The sequence below is a fragment of the Rossellomorea oryzaecorticis genome (genome assembly GCF_038405515.1).
In the GTDB taxonomy this organism is placed as follows: Bacteria; Bacillota; Bacilli; order Bacillales; family Bacillaceae_B; genus Rossellomorea; species Rossellomorea oryzaecorticis_A.
In genome coordinates this window covers 1-17,709 of sequence record NZ_JBBYAF010000040.1, presented here as the reverse complement: position 1 = coordinate 17,709, position 17,709 = coordinate 1, and the positions used below count along the sequence as shown (strand labels likewise).

The window sequence follows — 17,709 nt, the reverse complement described above, 5'->3', positions numbered from 1 at the left end:
GATGTGTTACATTAGTAAGGAGGTGGAAAATATGGGTGTCATAACGAAAATTACGAAACAAGTGAAAAATGATGAACGTTACAATTTATTTATAGACGGCAAGTACGCATTCAGTGTGGATGAAGTCGTGCTAGCCAAATTCGGCTTGAGAAAAGGCCTTGAAGTTGACGAGCTTGAGATTTCAGGAATGCAGTATGAAGATGATGTGAAAAAGGCGTTAAACAAAGCGATTCACTTTTTATCATATAGAATGAGAACAGAAAAGGAAATCCGCGATCATTTGAAAGACGGTGAATTGGAAGAAGGCATTATTGATGAAGTCATACATAAACTTAATGATATGAAGTATATCAACGATTTAGAATTTGCACAGGCCTTCACAGGAACCCAAATCAATACATCTGACAAAGGACCGGGCTGGATACGCGGTGAATTGTACCGTAAAGGTGTCGATGATCCATACATTGAAGAAGCTCTCGAGTCATTTACATTCGAAAAGCAGGTCGATAAGGCGGTTGTAATTTCAGAAAAACTTATGAAGAAGTACCGAAAAGATTCATTTATGATAGCAAAGCAGAAAATCGAACAAAACCTGCTTCGGAAAGGATATTCGAGTGCGGTATTGAAAACCGTATGGGAATCGATTGAAACCGAACGGGAACCTGATGAACAATGGGATGCAATCTATCATCAGGGACAGAAAGCGCATAGAAAATTATCTTCTAAATACGATGGTTATGAATATGAGCAGAAAATGAAGCAGACTTTGTATCGGAAAGGGTTTTCGATTGAGAAAATTGAACGTTTATTAGAGGTATTGAAAGAAGAGGAGTAGGGAAAAGAAGTGCCGGAAGGGAAAAGTCGAGGAAGCGATCCTCGACTTTTTTCTATTTCTTGGAGTCTATGACGATTTCATCCTTCGATTGGTATTGGTCCACGATGATTTCCGCCACTTCCTGAGGGGAGCGCAAGCGTGAACGGTCACTGATATGATCGGTCTCATCCCAGAACGGCGTGTTCATACCGCCCATATAAGCATTGACCACCCTTAAGCCGGAACCTTCATATTCCTTCTGAAGGCTTTCACCAAAGCCCCTCAGTGCGAACTTGCTTGCGACATATAATGATTCATTCTTCTTGCCTCTTAAACCTGCTGTGGAGATGATATTTAGAATGGTTGATTTATTTATTTCCAATTGCGGCAGCAGACCTTTTGTTAAACGGATAGGGCCAAGTACATTTGTTTCAAACATGGCTTCAAGCTCTCCGCCCTTCGCTTCTGACAATGGACCGAAGTAACCCACTCCTGCGTTATGTACCAATAATCCAATATCACCCTGAAGGAGTTCTGTTGACGAGACCTGTTCTACTTCTAGTGGTGATCGTACATCCAGGACAGCATAGGAAACCTCGCCGCCTGCCTCTTTTATTTCATTTGCAGCCTCTTCCAGCTTTTCCTTTGTACGGCCCAGCAAAACAATATGATACTCTTTTGAAAGCAGCTTGCCGAGTTCTTTACCGAGACCGGTTCCCCCGCCTGTAATGATTGCTTTTTTCATGATGAATCGTCCTTTCTGAATGGTATATAAAAAATTCAGCAATGAGAGAATGATGAATTACAGCCTATCCACTTTCCTTATTGTATCATTTTATCTATACTTATCATTAGTAGAGGTGATGAGAAGATGGAACAGCAAGAGAGAAGATACAGTGAGATGTCACGGCATGAATTGCAGCAGGAAATTGCTAACCTAAAGGAAAAGGCCAGAAAAGCCGAACAGTTGGGAATCGTCAATGAATTCGCTGTGCTTGAACGTAAAGCGTTAATGGCTCAAGCGTACCTGATGAACCCTGAAGACTATAAGTCAGGCGGCATTTATGCCATTGAAGGGGATCCCGGTGTTTTCTTTAAAGTAGACTACCTGAACGGTGTGTTTGCATGGGGCTACCGTCTGGGTGGTGAAGGCCAGGAAGAAGCACTGCCGATCTCCCTGCTGACACCAGACAAAAAATAAAATCAAGGTCCGTACCCCGCGCTTCTTTAAAGCGATGGGGCACGGACCTTCACAGGTTTAAGAACGCTTACGGGTTTCAGCTTCCAGAATGATCATATTCTGTGTTTGCGTGGTTTGTCCATTTGCCTGTGAATGAGCATGCTTCGGATTGTAGAATCCTTTGTTGAATGGACTGCTGTACTTATTTTGGTAGAAATTATTTTTCATGTTTGCCATCGTGACTACCCCCTAAAAAGTTAACTTCATCAAATCGAGTCTTGTTTTCTTTTTCCTGAAGACGCCATACGTTCTTGAGGATGGGTATTGATGGTGCCATTTGCCCTTTTAGATGCATATTCAGCTTTCGCTCTTGGTTCACCTTCGAATTTGTTATTATTCATATTGGGGAACCCGGTTGTTTTATTACGCATAATCTGCCTCCTAAAAGGTTATATTTCATACCGTGAAAAAGCAAAGACGACCACTAAGCTTAACCACGTACTAATAGTATGGTTGGACCCGCTGTAGATTATCATAAAAACAAATGGAAAAGGAGGGGAAGAAATGGAGTCGACATTTCATGAACTGACAGAGTTATTGTTGGAGAACAATACTCAACTTTCATATGAGCGGGCAAGAACCTGGGTCGAGCTCGTGTGGGAAGATTTCGAAACGACATATGCCAAAGCAGGTTACGAATATCAGGGAAAAGAAATGACGGAAAAAGTCGTCCGTCAATGGATCACAAACTATGGTTCCCGAATTCATGAATTTGCTGCACGAAATCCTAAATACAAACACCTGCTTGAAAATGAAGACAGTAATGAAGACGATGGTTTAATACATTAAAGAAGGGAGGGACGGGCCTTTAGTATGCTAAAGGCCCGTCCCTCGGTGCGTTAATCGATTAAAATGTCGATATCTACTTTTTTACGCAGTTTTTCTTCGCTGAAGACCCAGCCTGTATAGGAGCTTACAATGGTAAGGTCTTTGTCGAGCTGGACGAGTGCGACGAATGGATAATGGCCGTTATTTCGGTAGCGGAGGTCAATGAAGCGGACCTCGAAATGGTCGTCGTATTCGTCTACTTCCCATCGGTAAACCGGAGAGAAGGATAGAAACGCGGAAAGATTCTTATCTTTCTTGGCCGCTTTAATGACAGGCAGATCAGGTACGGGAATTCTTTTGAATTCGTCAAAAATCGTGATTGATCGCCGATATGCCCTTGCAACATAAAATTTGTCCTTCGTGACCACTGCAAGCCTCCATTGGAAGAAGCGCATAGTAGGGGAGACGATGATTTTCTCGGCTTCCGGTATTCTTCTTTTCACTGCATTCTTCACTGCTTTTTGAACCTGGAAACGGAGTACATAATAGGCGAAAATGACAATGTACATGACCAGGAAGGTCTCACCAGGCGGTAAGCCGAATCCCCATAGGATCAAACCGATCACATGGATGGAGAAGATAGGAAGATCAAACGTGTTTATCACTCCCAAAGCGACCCATTTCGACGAAATCGGCCTCAGTGCCTGGGTGCCGTATGCGTTAAATATGTCGACAAATACATGCAGGAAAACAGCCGCAAATGTCCAAATCCATAAGTGAAGCAGATTGGCTTCAGGAAAAAATGGATAAATGCAGGCGACTATGATCAGCGGCCATAGCAGGACAGCGGGGATGCTGTGAGTGACTCCCCGGTGGTGACGTATATAAACTGCATTATTACGCAGTTTCAAAACAGTATCAATGTCAGGGATCTGAGAACCGATGACTGCAGCTATGAGAACACTGGTAGACGTAGCACTGCTTTCAGCGACTGCGGGATCGAGAGTGGCTAAACCTCCCAGAGCAAATCCCATAACAATATGAGTACCTGTATCCAAAAAAATTCCCTCCCTTGACTGAATTCGTTTGTTTTCGTTGCCCTTCATGATATGGTTAAAAGGAGCTTAATTCAAATGAAAAAACCATTGCAAATTTATCTTGAATATGAAATCAAGCAAAGTTTCCATCATCAGTACCTGCAGATCATGGGAAATATCATCCAGTCATTACCGCAGTATGACGCAATGAACATCCGCTGGGAAAAATCAGAAGCTGACTCCAATCGATACATCGAAACATTCGTGGTCCCGACAGAGGCACATTTTTACGCCCTTAAACGTTTACGAACGTCACGTTGTCATTTATTATTTGGTTTATTGGATGATTGTATCTGCGGCGGTTTAGAAGAAATGAAATACATCGGGCTCAAAAAAAGTTCATAATACATTATTTATTCCCTAATCATCGAAACATCTAACATCTTTGGAGGTACAAATTGAAAGAAGAACCATTAAAACATATAGAAACCATTGACCGTGAGGAATTTCAGGAAGATTTAATCTCCTGGTTTTCAAGAGAGCAGCGTGACCTGCCTTGGAGAAAGGATCGAGACCCTTATAAAGTGTGGGTATCGGAAATCATGCTTCAGCAGACCAGAGTGGATACTGTCATCCCTTATTTTAACCGATTCCTTGAAAAATTTCCTACACTTGATGCTCTCGCCCTTGCAGATGAGGATGAAGTATTGAAGGCTTGGGAGGGCCTTGGATATTATTCCCGGGTCAGAAATCTGCAGTCGGCAGTGAAGGAAGTTCATGAAAAATATGAGGGGATCGTACCTGATACCCCAAAAGAGATTTCTTCACTGAAAGGTGTCGGTCCTTATACTGCAGGGGCCATTCTAAGTATTGCCTATGGAAAACCGGAGCCTGCTGTAGATGGGAATGTCATGAGAGTGTTCTCGCGGATCCTTTCCATCTGGCTTGATATAGCAAAGCCTGCATCAAGGAAAGTGTTTGAAGAAGCCGTCAGGGCCCTTATTTCGAAACAAAACCCTTCCTATTTCAATCAGGCTTTAATGGAACTGGGAGCATTGATATGTACGCCGACCTCACCTTCCTGCCTGCTGTGTCCAGTCCGTGAACATTGTCAGGCATTTAATGAAGGAGTGCAGAAGGAGCTTCCAATCAAATCAAAAAAGAAAGCGGCGCGCAAAATGAATATGGCTGCGGCCGTTCTCTTTACAGAAGATAACCGGGTCGTGATCCATAAACGCCCTGGTACTGGCTTGCTGGCGAATTTATGGGAATTCCCCAATTTTGAAGTCGGCACCTCGAGAAGCGGCCGAAAGCAGCTTGGAGAGTTCTTAGAAGCAGAATATGGAGTGGCTGCCTCATTGAAAGCCGGGGTCATCACCAGAATTCAGCATGTATTCTCACATATCATCTGGGATATAGAAGTATATGCCGGCAGTGTGGAGAGCACCACACTAAAAGATACTGAACTGATTGCCGTATCAGAAGAAGAATTAGAAAGATTTGCTTTTCCGGTCTCTCACCAGAAGATTTGGAAAGAAACAAGTGAAGTAATAAAATGATTTCAGAGGCCCGTCCCCCGATGCTTAAAGCATCGGGGGACGGGCCTTGTAATCAATCATATACCGTTTTGGTGCCGTGTGTATAATCGGCTTCCCCGCGGTTCAATCCGCCGCGGTTTTCAATTTCTTCAACGATTTCACGATGAATGGATTGTCCTTCTGCGTTTAAATAGGGTACTATTTGTTGTAGTGAATGATGAAAGTAAGCAAGCTCGCTTTTCTTCCATTCACCTTTAGGAAGCATGGACAGCTCCGTCATATCCCGACCTACATACATAGAATCAGCCCTCCCGTTAGTTCGAATATTCTTCTTTAGTTTTTAGTAAAAGGCGGCTGATTATGCTTTGAAAAAGAATTGCTTGTTATGGAAAATGAATTTGAAAGGATGATCATGAATGAGTGAAAAAGTAGCATTAGTAACAGGAAGCAGCCGGGGTCTTGGAAGAGAAATTGCAATACAATTGGCACAACAAGGATACGATATCGTTGTGAACTATGCCCGCAGTAAAAAAGGGGCACTTGAAACGGCGGAAGAAGTGGAGAAATTAGGACGAAAAGCATTTGTTGTCCGTGCAAATGTAGGGGATGTCGATAAGATCAAAGCGATGTTCGAACAGATAAAAGAAGAATTCGGGCGTCTTGATGTACTCGTCAGCAACGCGGCTTCAGGCGTCCTGAGACCTGTAATGGAACTTGAAGAGTCTCACTGGGATTGGACGATGAACATCAACAGTAAAGCGTTATTATTCTGTGCCCAGGAAGCAGCGAAGCTGATGGATAAAGGCGGAAAGATTGTCAGCATCAGCTCGCTTGGGTCGATTCGTTACCTCGATAACTACACGACTGTAGGTGTATCAAAAGCAGCAGTCGAAGCGCTGACGCGTTACTTGGCAGTGGAGCTTGCTCCAAAGAATATCATCGTAAATGCTGTTTCTGGAGGAGCGATTGATACGGATGCACTTAAGCATTTCCCGAATCGTGAAGAGCTATTGGAGGATGCACGTAAAAATACTCCTGCTGGACGCATGGTGGAAATAGAGGACCTTGTGAAGTCAGTGTTGTTCCTCGTATCTGATGATTCATCGATGATCAGAGGTCAAACCATCATTGTAGACGGCGGACGATCCCTGCTCGTTTAATGATGGCAGATGGAATGTTTTTCCGGATATTTTTTGGATAGTCTCCTCCCCGCCTGGTTATCTTAATTAGCGTGGAGGTGATTACAATGGCAAAACAACCAAACAAAACTCAATCTGGTACTAGCGTTCAACACGTGAAACAACAAAACGCTCAAGCTGGAGGAGCTCAGCAACAATACGGTACTGAGTTCGCTTCTGAAACAAACGCTCAAGAGGTGCGTCAACAAAACGCTCAATCTCAAGCTAAAAAATCTCAAAACTCTGGTCAACAACAATAATCGCTGAAGATCAGACCAAAGCACCCGCTTTCCGAGCGGGTGCTTTTTTACGTTAAAGCATCGAGGGACGGGCCTTTAGCAAGCTAAAGGCCCGTCCCTCGATGCTTCTGTCGACAAAACTGGTGGGATTATGACAGATGTAGTCAAAGGGTTTGGGGACTGGAAGAAGAATGTTTAAGAGAGCTTGATTAGAAGGGATGGTAGGTTTGATGCAGCAAAGGTTTAATCAATTGGTATCTGAACAGTTGGCGACAATGGATAAGCTGTTGTTTCTTCAGGCAGAGATAGAGCGCTGTCAGAAGCTTGAAGAAGAACTTATAGAATTACAGGAAATGACCAAGGTCCAATCACTGAAGAATGAAATCTGCCAAAAGAAAAGAGAGCTTAAAGAAATCCATCGTATCTTTCAGGAACAAACCGATGATGTGATTCGTTCTTATCAGGAAGAATATAATGAAGTGACATCTTAGCTTTTATGTTAATTTCTTTTCAAATGCTAGGTTGAAGAATACTGCTGATATTTGGTCGGTTTCAGCTGTTGATTGGAGTGCAAGACGAAGACTCCTGCGGGAGAAGAGGCCAATTCGAAAAGCGGAAGGGCTGTGCTCAGAGGCGGTTGGCATAAGGCGAACCGACCTAGAAGGTGCCCTTTGCCTTCTTGGACGGTTTGACTTATGACATGTGCCTCTAAGCCCTGCAGGCTAGACATGTGAGACCCCGCAGGAGCACAGCGACGAAGAGGCTCACGGGTCACCCGCGGAAAGCGAAGTCTTGCACGGAAATCAAATGCGGAGTTCATAAGTGCCACTCAAAGTTAAATAAACGTAAAAATCGGGCCATCTTTAAAGACGAATTTCTTTAAAGACAGCCCTTTTGTTTTAAATTTTCGAGGGAAACGTTATAATAATAGAATAAACACATATATACATGGAATTTGTTAGGAAAGAAGGGGATACAATGGCTGTTCCCACAGAAGGGCGATCTGTACAAATACATAGTTATAAACATGATGGCAATATCCACCGGATATGGAATGAAACGACTGTCCTGAAAGGGACAAGTAATATTATCATCGGTGGAAATGACAGGACACTCGTAACAGAATCCGACGGCAGAACATGGATGACGCGTGAACCGGCGATCTGTTATTTTCATTCTGAGCTATGGTTTAACATTATTTGTATGATCCGTGAGGACGGGATTTATTATTATTGTAATTTAAGTTCACCATTCGTATACGATCATGAAGCAATCAAGTACATTGATTATGATTTGGATATTAAAGTGTTTCCAGATATGACGTATACCTTACTTGATGAGGATGAATATGAGGCTCATCGGAAATTGTACGGTTACCCGGATGTGATCGATCACATCCTGAAGAGGAATGTTGACAAGCTTGTACGATGGATACGGCAAAGGAAAGGTCCTTTTGCACCTGACTTTATTGATATCTGGTATGAACGCTACTTAACTCATAGGGGGTAACCAACCTGAACAAATGTATAGTTGACGAAGGGCTGACCCAGTATGGAGCCTCCTTTTCTCTTCCTGCACAGGCAAATGGAGAAAAGGAACACCGTGTTCCTGTTGGGTCATCCCTTTTTAATGGAGGCTGAGAACGGCTATAGAAAGATACAATATAGTCATTCTGAATCAACAGGCTCTTACTTGGAAAGGAGTAATAACTTGGATAGTATCAAACGTTACCTGGAATTTGTCAAGCCGTATCGCTGGCAAATCATTGGTACACTCATCATAGGAATAATAAAGTTTGCGATTCCCCTCCTGATCCCGATTCTGATTAAATATGTCATCGATGATATCGTGGGGAATGGAAGCTTGACGACAGATGAAAAAACTAGTAATTTACTGACGATCATGGGCGTTATGCTTGTGCTGTTTCTCGTCATCAGGCCGCCGGTCGAGTATTACAGGCAATATTTTGCGCAATGGACGGGAAATAAGATTCTCTTTGATTTAAGAGATACTCTATTCTCCCATATTCAAAAGCTTAGTTTTAAGTATTATTCCAATACCCGGGCAGGTGAAGTGATTTCGAGGGTGATCAATGACGTTGAGCAGACAAAGAACTTTGTCATCACTGGTCTCATGAATCTATGGCTGGATGCAGCGACTATCATCATTGCGCTTGCGATTATGTTCACGATGGATGTGACACTGACACTGGTTTCCCTCATTGCGTTTCCGTTCTATGCCTTTTCTGTACGCTATTTCTTCGGGAGGCTCAGGGGGTTGACCAGGGAGCGTTCTCAGGCGCTGGCAGAAGTTCAGAGTCATCTGCATGAACGAGTGCAGGGGATGTCTGTCATTAAGAGTTTTGCAGTAGAAGACTACGAACAAAAGCAGTTCCAAGGACAGAACAGTAACTTCTTAACCAAAGCGTTAAATCAAACGAGCTGGAATGCGAAAGCTTTTGCGGTCGTGAATACGATTACGGATATTTCTCCATTGATTATCATTGGATACGCAGGCCTGCAGGTAATAGAAGGGGATCTTACCATCGGTACAATGGCGGCATTCATCGCTTATATTGACCGGTTGTACAATCCGCTGAGAAGGCTGGTGAACTCATCGACTACCTTGACACAATCAATCGCTTCCATGGACAGGGTCTTTGAATTCATGGATGAAAAGTACGATGTCGATGATGAACCAGGAGCAATTCAGTGTCGGAATGTAAAAGGCAATATACAGTTCAAGAATGTGTCATTTCAATATGACCCTAAGGAAGAAGAGGTACTGAGAAATCTCAATCTGGATATTCGGTCAGGGGAGACCGTTGCTCTCGTCGGAATGAGCGGCGGGGGTAAATCCTCTCTTGTCAGCTTGATCCCGCGCTTCTATGATGTGACCAAAGGGGAAATTCAATTAGACGGTACAGACATCAGAAGATTCGAGGTCAGATCGCTCAGGGATAAAATCGGAATGGTCCTGCAGGATAATATTCTTTTCAGTGAATCTGTGAAAATGAATATCAAGTTCGGTAACCCGGAAGCAAGTGATGAGGACGTCATCAAGGCTGCCAAAGCGGCAAATGCCCATGATTTCATTATGAAGCTTCCTCAAGGGTACGACACGCGTGTAGGTGAAAGAGGTGTGAAGCTCTCCGGCGGACAGAAGCAAAGAGTGGCAATCGCCAGAGTTTTCCTGAAAAATCCTCCTATTCTTATTCTCGATGAGGCTACGTCGGCCCTGGATCTCGAGAGTGAGCATCTGATCCAGGAAGCATTGGAAGTATTGGCGAAAGATCGGACAACGTTCATTGTCGCTCACCGTTTATCAACAATCACCCATGCGGACAGGATCATCCATATGGAGCATGGAGAAGTCGCCGAAATGGGGACGCATCAGGAATTAATGAAAAGACAAGGCCATTATTATAAGCTTTTCCAGGTACAGCAATTAGATCAATAACAGAGAGTCATGACATTTCACCGTAATGATAGATAGGTGAAATGTCATGACTTTTTTCATTCCAGGGGTAATTTTCATTCGAAAAATGAAAACCGTTTAGGTCTAAATAACTTATTAATAGCTAGCATGAAACTAATTATTGGACATATATTGAAATGGACTGGGCATCCGAACCGATAAATCTATCTAATAGAAAAATTCTGAAAATAGATTGCAACATTTGTAACATCTTGTATAATAAGAAACATATAAAAATTTAGAAAAGTATCATAATTAAGAAAAGAGAGAATTGTTTTAAGGGGAGGATTTGAATGAGTCAAGCACGTCCTTTGCTAACCGTAGAAGATCTAAGGACCTCCTTTTTTACCGATGACGGAGAAGTCCCTGCAGTCGATGGCGTTAGTTTTCATGTGAATGAAGGAGAAATACTGGGAGTGGTCGGGGAAAGCGGATGCGGTAAAAGTGTGACATCCCTTTCGATCATGGGACTCGTGCCCAGCCCGCCTGGGAAAATAACAGGGGGCAAGATCCTTTACAAGGATGAAGACCTGACGAAAGCTTCTGAAAAGAGAATGAGAGATATCCGGGGTAATGACATAGCCATGATCTTCCAGGAACCGATGACATCGTTAAACCCTGTATTTACAATAGGAGATCAATTAACCGAAGCGATTCGCATACATACAAAAGCAACAAAGAAAGAAGCGAGAGACAAAGCTGTTGATATTATGAAATTAGTAGGGCTCCCGCGGGCCGACGAGCTGATCAAGGAATATCCGCATCAGTTATCAGGCGGAATGAGACAGAGGGTCATGATTGCGATGGCAATGGTCTGCGACCCTCAGGTGCTTATTGCCGATGAACCTACCACGGCGCTGGATGTAACCATTCAGGCACAGATCTTAAAATTGATGAAAAAGTTAAATAAAGAACTGAATACAGCAGTACTTCTGATCACTCACGATTTGGGAGTAGTCGCAGAGACGTGCGAGAGAATCGTTGTGATGTATTCAGGAAAAGTGGTTGAGGAAGGAACAGTGGAGGAAATCTTCAAAAATCCACAGCATCCATATACAAAAGGACTCATCCAATCAGTACCTGATATGCGTGTCAAACAGCAGCGGCTTCACTCGATTCAAGGGAATGTCCCTAAGCCGGGTTCGATCAAAAGAGGGTGCCGGTTTGCAGCCCGCTGCGATTTTGCATTCGACCGCTGTCTAGTCGAGACACCGGAATTATATGAAACCACACCAGGACATTGCACACGGTGCTTCCTGTTCGATGAAGCAGAGGAGGGAGTTTATGACGGAACCATTGCTAAAGGTTGAGAATCTTAAGAAACATTTTCCCATCACAGGAGGAATTCTTGGACGTCCTGTCAGCTCAGTGAAAGCGGTGGACGGAGTCTCTTTTACAGTCAATAAAGGAGAAACTTTGGGCATCGTAGGTGAAAGCGGATGCGGTAAATCCACTACCGGAAGGATGCTGATGAGGCTGATCGATCCATCCGAAGGTCGGGTCACTTTCGAAGATAGAGAGCTTACGAGTCTGCCAAACTCCGAGATGAGGAAGATCCGCAGGGAAATCCAAATGGTCTTTCAGGATCCATACGCCTCCCTGAATCCAAGGCATACCGTAGAAAAGATTTTGGAAGAGCCGCTCAAGGTCCACGGAATGGGATCGGCAAAGGAACGAAAAAAGAGAGTTCATGAGCTGCTTAACATTGTAGGTTTGAGCAGCTATCACGCGAAACGCTACCCGCATCAATTCAGCGGCGGGCAGAGACAGCGTATAGGGATCGCCAGGGCACTTATGACGAAACCGAAATTGATCATTGCAGATGAACCTGTTTCTGCATTAGACGTATCCATTCAATCCCAGGTTTTAAATCTGATGCAGGATCTTCAAAAAGAGTTCGAACTCACCTATATCTTTATTGCACATGATCTGGGTGTAGTTAGACATATAAGCGATAGAGTGGGAGTTATGTATCTTGGGAAGATGGTAGAACTCAGTGATAGCGAAAAGCTTTACGAAAAGCCATTGCACCCGTATACGCAGGCACTTCTCTCTGCGGTTCCGATACCGGATCCGGATTTTAAGAGGGAAACGATGCTGTTGCAGGGGGATATTCCAAGTCCTTCCAATCCGCCGAGCGGATGCACCTTCCATACCCGCTGCCCTCATGCAACGGAAGTTTGTAAACAGAAGGTGCCGGAATTCAAGGAACACCAACCAGGGCATTATGTAGCTTGCCATCTTTATTAGACGGCAAGCCTCATAAGTATATAAACATTATTCAGGAGGGGATTTCATTGAGGAAGAAAGGCTGGTCAATTTTAATGCTGCTAATCTTAGTCCTTTCATCCGTCTTATACGGATGCGGAGGCTCTGAAGGTTCTTCAGGGGAAGGCAGTGACAGTAAAGATAGCGGAGATCCTAAAGTATTGATCTTCGGACGCGGGGGAGACTCTGTTGCTCTTGACCCGGCAACCGTTACTGACGGTGAATCATTTAAGGTCACTAAGAACATTTTTGAAACACTTGTAGAATTTGGTGAGCAGGATACAGAAGTGAATCCTGGACTTGCAGAAGAATGGAAGGTTTCAGATGATGGTTTAACGTATACATTCACTCTGCGTGAAGGAGTCAAGTTCCAAGACGGTACAGACTTTAATGCTGATGCTGTCGTGAAAAACTTCGAACGCTGGATGAATGGAAATGAAGAAGCTTTCTACTACTACAAATCTATGTTTGGCGGATTCAAAGGTGATGAAGGCCACGTTATAAAAGAAGTAAAAGCTGTAGATGAAAAGACAGTTGAATTCGTATTAAAGCGCCCTCAAGCGCCATTCTTAAAGAATATCGCAATGAGTCCATTTGCGATTGTAAGCCCTAAAGCACTTGATGAGCTTGGCGATAAGCTTGGTGAAGCTCCAACAGATGCTGGTACAGGTCCATTCAAATTCAAGGAATGGAAGCGAAATGACAAGATTGTTCTAGTTAAAAACGAAGATTACTGGCAAAAAGATTATCCTAAGTTAGATCAAGTCGTATTTAAGTCGATTCCGGAAAACTCTGCACGTCTAAATGCATTAGTATCTGGTGAAATCGACCTTGCAGATGGTGTGAATCCAAGTGATGCATCACAAGTAGAGAGCAATGACCAATTACAGTTATTCGAACGTCCATCCATGAACGTTGGGTACCTTGGTTTAACTTCTACCCGTAAACCTTTTGACGATCCTAAAGTTCGTCAAGCAATCAACTATGCAATCAATAAGCAGGAAATCGTTGATGCATTCTTCGAAGGAAGAGCGGAAGTAGCGAAAAACCCAATGCCTCCGGTAATCAGCGGATATAACGACGAAATCGAAGGCTATGAGTATAATCCTGAAAAAGCAAAAGAACTTTTAGCTGAAGCAGGACACAAAGATGGTTTCACAATGGAATTATGGGCAATGCCTGTTCCGCGTCCTTATATGCCGGACGGACAAAAAGTGGCTGAAGCCATTCAAGCTGACCTTGCCGAAGTCGGCATCAAAGCAAAAATCGTTTCTTACGAGTGGGCAACTTACCTTGAAAAAGCTCGTAAAGGTGAAGCTGACGCGTTCTTATTAGGATGGACTGGTGACAACGGAGATGCTGATAACTTCTTATATGTACTTCTTGATAAAGACAATATCGGAAGCAACAACTACACGTACTACAGCAATGACGAGCTTCATGAAAAACTAATCGCTGCTCAATCTGAAACAGATGAAGCAAAGCGTGAAGAGCTTTACAAAGAAGCACAGGAAATCATCCATGCGGATGCTCCATGGGTTCCACTGGCTCACTCCACACCATTACTGGCTGGAAGTGCAGCACTTAAGAACTTCAAACCGCATCCAACAGGTTCTGACTTCCTAGGCGAAGTCGATATCGAACAATAATAAGTATCACAAAGGGGAGATTTCGTTGATTTCTCCCCTTTGTACATAATTGAAAAGAGAACTAGCTTCTTAGGATAACAATCTCCATTAAGAGGGGTGAACAAGATGTTTCAATACACCATACGAAGATTACTTCAGTTGATACCTGTATTACTGGGTATGACCCTGATCGTATTTTTTATCATCCGAGCAATTCCGGGAGACCCGGCTCAGGTGATCTTAGGTCAGCAGGCGACGAAAGAAGCGATTGAGGCACTTAGGGGCCAGTTGGGTCTTGACAACCCATGGTATGTACAATATTTCAGCTACCTTGGCGGCTTATTGACAGGTGATTTAGGTGAGTCATTGCGTACAAAAGTAGAAGTTTCTCAGGAAATATGGCCATATCTGGCAGCGACTTTTGAACTGGCAGTGGTTGCAATCATCATAGCTGTCGTCATAGGCGTAAATGCAGGAATCATCAGTGCATGGTTCCAGAACTCATGGTTTGACTACACGGCTATGATCCTGGCTTTGGTCGGGGTTTCCCTGCCGATCTTCTGGTTGGGGTTAATGGAACAGTGGATTTTCGGAATTCAGCTTGACTGGCTGCCTACAACCGGCAGGGAGAATATTCGAAATCCAATCGACTCCATCACGAATCTGTATATTATCGATACGATCATTCAGGGGCGCTTTGATCAGCTGGGTGAAGTATTAAAGCACTTGATCCTGCCGGGAATTGCACTTGCAACGATCCCCATGGCGATCATTGCACGTATGACGCGATCCAGTATGCTTGAAGTCATGCGGTCGGACTACATTCGTACAGCCCGGGCAAAAGGATTAAAAATGTTCTGGGTAGTGTACAAGCATTCACTGAAGAATGCCATTATTCCAGTATTGACAGTCATAGGTTTGCAAATGGGACTGTTGCTGGGGGGAGCCATTCTTACTGAAACGATTTTTGGGTGGCCGGGAATTGGCCGTTATATTTATGAAGCGATCGGTTATCGTGATTATCCGGTAATCCAATCCGGGATTCTGGTAGTGGCTACAATCTTCGTGACGATTAACTTAATCGTAGATCTACTGTATGCTGCTGTCGATCCGCGTATTAAATATAACTAACATCAATAGAAGAAAGAGGTGAACTCTGATGGCAGAAATCGCAGAACCGCAAAAGGAATTAAACCCAGGACTTCAAGAGGAAACGGTATCTCCCTGGAAGGAAGCATGGAAAAGCTTTATAAAAAACAAAATCGCGCTTGTCGGTTTTTGTATCGTCTTATTCTTCATTATCCTAGCCGTTCTGGCTCCAGTCATTGCCCCGCAGGGAATCAATGAACAGGACCTGTCAAAAAGGCTGCAGGCTCCATCTTCGGAGCATTGGCTCGGCACTGATGACTTCGGACGTGATATATTATCAAGAATCATACATGGTGCGCGAATCTCACTATGGGTAGGATTCTTTGCAGTAATCGGCTCGGCAGTTGCAGGGAGCCTTTTAGGAATCGTTGCCGGTTATTATGGAAGATGGGTGGACACGATCATTTCGCGTATCTTTGATATCATGCTTGCTTTTCCTAGTATCTTGCTAGCAATTGCAGTAGTAGCGGCTCTTGGGCCATCTTTAAGAAACGCGTTGATAGCCATTGCCATCATCAACATTCCAAACTTCGGGCGTCTGATTCGTTCTAGAGTGCTGAGTGTTAAGCAGGAAGAGTATGTAATGGCTGCTAAAGCGATAGGGATGAAGGACAGTAGAATTCTATTCAGTCATGTCCTTCCTAATAGTATGGCACCTATCATCGTACAGGGAACACTTGCCATTGCAACAGCAATCATCGAGGCTGCGGCATTGGGGTTCCTCGGACTGGGTGCCCAGGCACCGACTCCTGAATGGGGTAAAATGCTCGCAGATGCACGTACCTTCATGCTCCAGGCACCATGGACGATGATTTTCCCTGGACTTGCTATCATGCTTACCGTACTCGGGTTCAACCTGATGGGGGATGGTTTACGTGATGCCCTGGATCCGAAGATGAAAAATTAATTAAAAAAGAGCGTCAAATCCCGATTCGGGTTTGACGCTCTTTCTTTTTATTACTCCTCTTCCTCGCCGATTTCCACTTCATTCTCATCCGTATGATACGACTGGAAGCTTGTAATCAGCTTTTCCAGATGCTCCAAGTGCTCATCATATAAAAAGATGGCTGAGAAAATATGAAGCATGTGGAAGTTTTGAACGTTTTCGTTCTCACTGTTATTTTGTATCTCAGCAAGCATTCTTTTCAGCAGCTCTTTTCTGTGCAGACATACATCCTGGTATGCTTCTGAATCAGTTTGAGGATGCATCTTACCGATGAACTTCAATAATAACTGCTCATGATAAGTCAGTAGGCAGTCAAGCTGTCCTTTAATGCTGTTCTTCAATTCATCAGGCAACTGCAGGATTTCATTCTCATAGCGGTTTATCCGCTTTAGAATATCGAAACTCCTGTTTGCTGATGAAATCATTTGTCTGTATATGACGAGCTTTCGGCTCTTTGAGATGGAATTCTTTTTGAAATAATCTCTTTCTTCTTTATACAGAAGATATATCTGATCGACCTTGATTAATTTTTCCTTCATGCGTTCAAGGTCTTTTTTTAATAGATGAAATTCTGTCGCATGCCGCATGCTCAGCCTGATCCATTTTAGAATCTCTTCACTTGAATCTGAGATCCTGTAATACAGTTTTGTTTCATATTTTGGCGGAAGAAATACCAGGTTCACAAGAAATGAGGAAAATACCCCAATCATGATTGTGGAAAAACGTATAAGTGCAAACTGGATAAATGCCTGATCCGTGACTTCCATAATGGCGATCATCGTCACCAACGCAAGACCGATCGTTTTTTCCAGTTTGAATTTAAGGATGATTGCAATGGCTACGATGGCTGCAAGTCCCACGACAAGCGGGTTGCTTCCAAACAATAGGACGAATAATACAGCAGTCCCCGCCCCGATCAGATTTGCCTGAATTTGTTCGACTATGGATAAATAAGAGCGGTAAATGGTCGGCTGCACAGCAAATATCGCAGCGATTCCAGCAAACACAGGCGATGGTAAATTTAACATCTGTGAAACAAGCAATGCTATGACGATCGCGATTCCCGTTTTAAGGATGCGGGCACCAAGTTTCATGAAAACAGGTCCTTTCTTGTGTAGCTTTTTGATAAACAATACTGTACTATACAGGCATTTTCAAGCAATATCAATAGGCAAATGAAAATAGTTTTGTACAATTTTATTACCTTATTCGACAGGGGTTAAACGGAGGATTAATGTATAAGGGATGGCAGGGTTTTCATGAGACATTCAATACCGCTTTTGATTTCCGTGCAAGACTTCGCTTTCCGCGGGTGACCCGTGAGCCTCCTCGGCTTCGCCTGCGGGCCGAAAAGCGGAGGGGCTTTGATTAGAGGCGGGTGACATAAGGCGAATCGACCACGAAGGCGTTCTTAGCCTTCTTGGTCG

21 protein-coding genes are annotated in these 17,709 nt (G+C 43.7%); 15 read left to right on the top strand and 6 right to left on the bottom strand.

Going from position 1 to position 17,709, the window contains the following annotated elements; translation table 11 throughout:
- The first annotated feature begins 31 nt into the window (after positions 1 to 31).
- Positions 32 to 835, top strand: coding sequence for a recombination regulator RecX (gene recX, locus AAEO50_RS17075; RefSeq protein ID WP_341985523.1), 804 nt, complete (start codon positions 32 to 34; stop codon positions 833 to 835).
- Between the two features lie 52 nt (positions 836 to 887).
- Here recX and AAEO50_RS17070 read toward each other — a convergent pair whose 3' ends face one another.
- A complete protein-coding gene (locus AAEO50_RS17070; protein ID WP_341985522.1) occupies positions 888 to 1,559 on the bottom strand; it encodes an SDR family oxidoreductase in 672 nt (223 codons plus the stop codon).
- A 126-nt stretch (positions 1,560 to 1,685) separates the two neighbouring features.
- Here AAEO50_RS17070 and AAEO50_RS17065 point away from each other — a divergent pair, with 126 nt between their 5' ends.
- Positions 1,686 to 2,015, top strand: a complete 330-nt coding sequence (locus AAEO50_RS17065; protein WP_341985521.1) for a YfhH family protein — start codon at positions 1,686 to 1,688, stop codon at positions 2,013 to 2,015.
- A gap of 57 nt (positions 2,016 to 2,072) precedes the next feature.
- Here the strand turns inward: AAEO50_RS17065 and AAEO50_RS17060 are convergent, their stop codons facing one another.
- Entirely contained in the window at positions 2,073 to 2,231 is a 159-nt protein-coding gene (locus tag AAEO50_RS17060) for a YpzG family protein (protein WP_341985520.1), read from the bottom strand.
- Positions 2,232 to 2,260: 29 nt separating this feature from the next.
- Complete coding sequence (locus AAEO50_RS17055) at positions 2,261 to 2,425, bottom strand: small, acid-soluble spore protein K (protein ID WP_032086301.1); 165 nt, start codon at positions 2,423 to 2,425, stop codon at positions 2,261 to 2,263.
- Between the two features lie 133 nt (positions 2,426 to 2,558).
- Between AAEO50_RS17055 and AAEO50_RS17050 the strand changes: the two genes are divergently transcribed.
- Positions 2,559 to 2,843, top strand: coding sequence for a YfhJ family protein (locus tag AAEO50_RS17050; RefSeq protein ID WP_341985519.1), 285 nt, complete (start codon positions 2,559 to 2,561; stop codon positions 2,841 to 2,843).
- A gap of 50 nt (positions 2,844 to 2,893) precedes the next feature.
- Here AAEO50_RS17050 and AAEO50_RS17045 read toward each other — a convergent pair whose 3' ends face one another.
- Entirely contained in the window at positions 2,894 to 3,880 is a 987-nt protein-coding gene (locus AAEO50_RS17045) for a metal-dependent hydrolase (protein ID WP_341985518.1), read from the bottom strand.
- 75 nt (positions 3,881 to 3,955) lie between these two features.
- Between AAEO50_RS17045 and AAEO50_RS17040 the strand changes: the two genes are divergently transcribed.
- Both AAEO50_RS17040 and mutY read left to right on the top strand, forming a co-directional pair.
- Positions 3,956 to 4,264 (top strand): hypothetical protein, encoded by a 309-nt coding sequence (locus AAEO50_RS17040; protein ID WP_341985517.1) that lies wholly within the window; start codon positions 3,956 to 3,958, stop codon positions 4,262 to 4,264.
- Between the two features lie 53 nt (positions 4,265 to 4,317).
- Complete coding sequence (mutY, locus tag AAEO50_RS17035) at positions 4,318 to 5,418, top strand: A/G-specific adenine glycosylase (RefSeq protein WP_341985516.1); 1,101 nt, start codon at positions 4,318 to 4,320, stop codon at positions 5,416 to 5,418.
- Positions 5,419 to 5,470: 52 nt separating this feature from the next.
- Here mutY and AAEO50_RS17030 read toward each other — a convergent pair whose 3' ends face one another.
- Positions 5,471 to 5,695 carry a hypothetical protein gene (locus AAEO50_RS17030; protein WP_341985515.1) on the bottom strand — a complete coding sequence of 75 codons (225 nt, stop codon included), beginning with the start codon at positions 5,693 to 5,695 and terminating at the stop codon, positions 5,471 to 5,473.
- 118 nt (positions 5,696 to 5,813) lie between these two features.
- On the opposite strand from AAEO50_RS17030, the gene fabL reads away from it, so the two are divergent.
- The 10 genes from fabL (at position 5,814) to nikC (ending at position 16,243) form a co-directional block, all read left to right on the top strand.
- Positions 5,814 to 6,557, top strand: a complete 744-nt coding sequence (fabL, locus tag AAEO50_RS17025; protein ID WP_341985514.1) for an enoyl-[acyl-carrier-protein] reductase FabL — start codon at positions 5,814 to 5,816, stop codon at positions 6,555 to 6,557.
- 86 nt (positions 6,558 to 6,643) lie between these two features.
- Positions 6,644 to 6,835, top strand: a complete 192-nt coding sequence (locus tag AAEO50_RS17020; protein ID WP_341985512.1) for a gamma-type small acid-soluble spore protein — start codon at positions 6,644 to 6,646, stop codon at positions 6,833 to 6,835.
- Between the two features lie 209 nt (positions 6,836 to 7,044).
- The gene (locus tag AAEO50_RS17015; protein ID WP_341985510.1) at positions 7,045 to 7,305 is read left to right on the top strand and encodes a YgaB family protein; all 261 of its coding nucleotides are present in this window, start codon (positions 7,045 to 7,047) and stop codon (positions 7,303 to 7,305) included.
- Between the two features lie 487 nt (positions 7,306 to 7,792).
- A complete protein-coding gene (gene ntdP / locus AAEO50_RS17010; RefSeq protein ID WP_334216373.1) occupies positions 7,793 to 8,323 on the top strand; it encodes a nucleoside tri-diphosphate phosphatase in 531 nt (176 codons plus the stop codon).
- Positions 8,324 to 8,524: 201 nt separating this feature from the next.
- Positions 8,525 to 10,273, top strand: coding sequence for an ABC transporter ATP-binding protein (locus AAEO50_RS17005; RefSeq protein ID WP_341985509.1), 1,749 nt, complete (start codon positions 8,525 to 8,527; stop codon positions 10,271 to 10,273).
- A 311-nt stretch (positions 10,274 to 10,584) separates the two neighbouring features.
- Positions 10,585 to 11,601: an ABC transporter ATP-binding protein gene (locus tag AAEO50_RS17000; protein WP_341985508.1), complete on the top strand. Its 1,017-nt coding sequence runs from the start codon at positions 10,585 to 10,587 to the stop codon at positions 11,599 to 11,601.
- Positions 11,576 to 12,541, top strand: a complete 966-nt coding sequence (locus AAEO50_RS16995) for a dipeptide ABC transporter ATP-binding protein (RefSeq protein WP_341985507.1) — start codon at positions 11,576 to 11,578, stop codon at positions 12,539 to 12,541. The genes AAEO50_RS17000 and AAEO50_RS16995 overlap by 26 nt, the downstream gene beginning before the upstream one ends.
- 74 nt (positions 12,542 to 12,615) lie before the next feature.
- Positions 12,616 to 14,208: an ABC transporter substrate-binding protein gene (locus AAEO50_RS16990; protein ID WP_341985506.1), complete on the top strand. Its 1,593-nt coding sequence runs from the start codon at positions 12,616 to 12,618 to the stop codon at positions 14,206 to 14,208.
- Between the two features lie 105 nt (positions 14,209 to 14,313).
- Entirely contained in the window at positions 14,314 to 15,318 is a 1,005-nt protein-coding gene (locus tag AAEO50_RS16985) for an ABC transporter permease (protein WP_341985505.1), read from the top strand.
- 28 nt (positions 15,319 to 15,346) lie between these two features.
- Entirely contained in the window at positions 15,347 to 16,243 is an 897-nt protein-coding gene (gene nikC / locus AAEO50_RS16980) for a nickel transporter permease (protein WP_341985504.1), read from the top strand.
- Between the two features lie 50 nt (positions 16,244 to 16,293).
- Here nikC and AAEO50_RS16975 read toward each other — a convergent pair whose 3' ends face one another.
- Complete coding sequence (locus AAEO50_RS16975) at positions 16,294 to 17,376, bottom strand: FUSC family protein (RefSeq protein ID WP_341985503.1); 1,083 nt, start codon at positions 17,374 to 17,376, stop codon at positions 16,294 to 16,296.
- Positions 17,377 to 17,709 lie beyond the last annotated feature (333 nt).

Bases quoted from the DNA above. Each gene is read 5' to 3' on its own strand.
- AAEO50_RS17060 (WP_341985520.1), bottom strand. From the start codon at position 2,231: ATGGCAAACATGAAAAATAATTTCTACCAAAATAAGTACAGCAGTCCA.
- ntdP (WP_334216373.1), top strand. From the start codon at position 7,793: ATGGCTGTTCCCACAGAAGGGCGATCTGTACAAATACATAGTTATAAA.
- AAEO50_RS17055 (WP_032086301.1), bottom strand. From the start codon at position 2,425: ATGCGTAATAAAACAACCGGGTTCCCCAATATGAATAATAACAAATTC.
- AAEO50_RS17000 (WP_341985508.1), top strand. From the start codon at position 10,585: ATGAGTCAAGCACGTCCTTTGCTAACCGTAGAAGATCTAAGGACCTCC.
- AAEO50_RS16975 (WP_341985503.1), bottom strand. From the start codon at position 17,376: ATGAAACTTGGTGCCCGCATCCTTAAAACGGGAATCGCGATCGTCATA.
- nikC (WP_341985504.1), top strand. From the start codon at position 15,347: ATGGCAGAAATCGCAGAACCGCAAAAGGAATTAAACCCAGGACTTCAA.
- AAEO50_RS17065 (WP_341985521.1), top strand. From the start codon at position 1,686: ATGGAACAGCAAGAGAGAAGATACAGTGAGATGTCACGGCATGAATTG.
- AAEO50_RS16995 (WP_341985507.1), top strand. From the start codon at position 11,576: ATGACGGAACCATTGCTAAAGGTTGAGAATCTTAAGAAACATTTTCCC.
- AAEO50_RS17050 (WP_341985519.1), top strand. From the start codon at position 2,559: ATGGAGTCGACATTTCATGAACTGACAGAGTTATTGTTGGAGAACAAT.
- AAEO50_RS17030 (WP_341985515.1), bottom strand. From the start codon at position 5,695: ATGTATGTAGGTCGGGATATGACGGAGCTGTCCATGCTTCCTAAAGGT.
- AAEO50_RS17070 (WP_341985522.1), bottom strand. From the start codon at position 1,559: ATGAAAAAAGCAATCATTACAGGCGGGGGAACCGGTCTCGGTAAAGAA.
- AAEO50_RS17040 (WP_341985517.1), top strand. From the start codon at position 3,956: ATGAAAAAACCATTGCAAATTTATCTTGAATATGAAATCAAGCAAAGT.
- AAEO50_RS17020 (WP_341985512.1), top strand. From the start codon at position 6,644: ATGGCAAAACAACCAAACAAAACTCAATCTGGTACTAGCGTTCAACAC.
- AAEO50_RS16985 (WP_341985505.1), top strand. From the start codon at position 14,314: ATGTTTCAATACACCATACGAAGATTACTTCAGTTGATACCTGTATTA.
- fabL (WP_341985514.1), top strand. From the start codon at position 5,814: ATGAGTGAAAAAGTAGCATTAGTAACAGGAAGCAGCCGGGGTCTTGGA.
- recX (WP_341985523.1), top strand. From the start codon at position 32: ATGGGTGTCATAACGAAAATTACGAAACAAGTGAAAAATGATGAACGT.
- AAEO50_RS16990 (WP_341985506.1), top strand. From the start codon at position 12,616: ATGCTGCTAATCTTAGTCCTTTCATCCGTCTTATACGGATGCGGAGGC.
- AAEO50_RS17015 (WP_341985510.1), top strand. From the start codon at position 7,045: ATGCAGCAAAGGTTTAATCAATTGGTATCTGAACAGTTGGCGACAATG.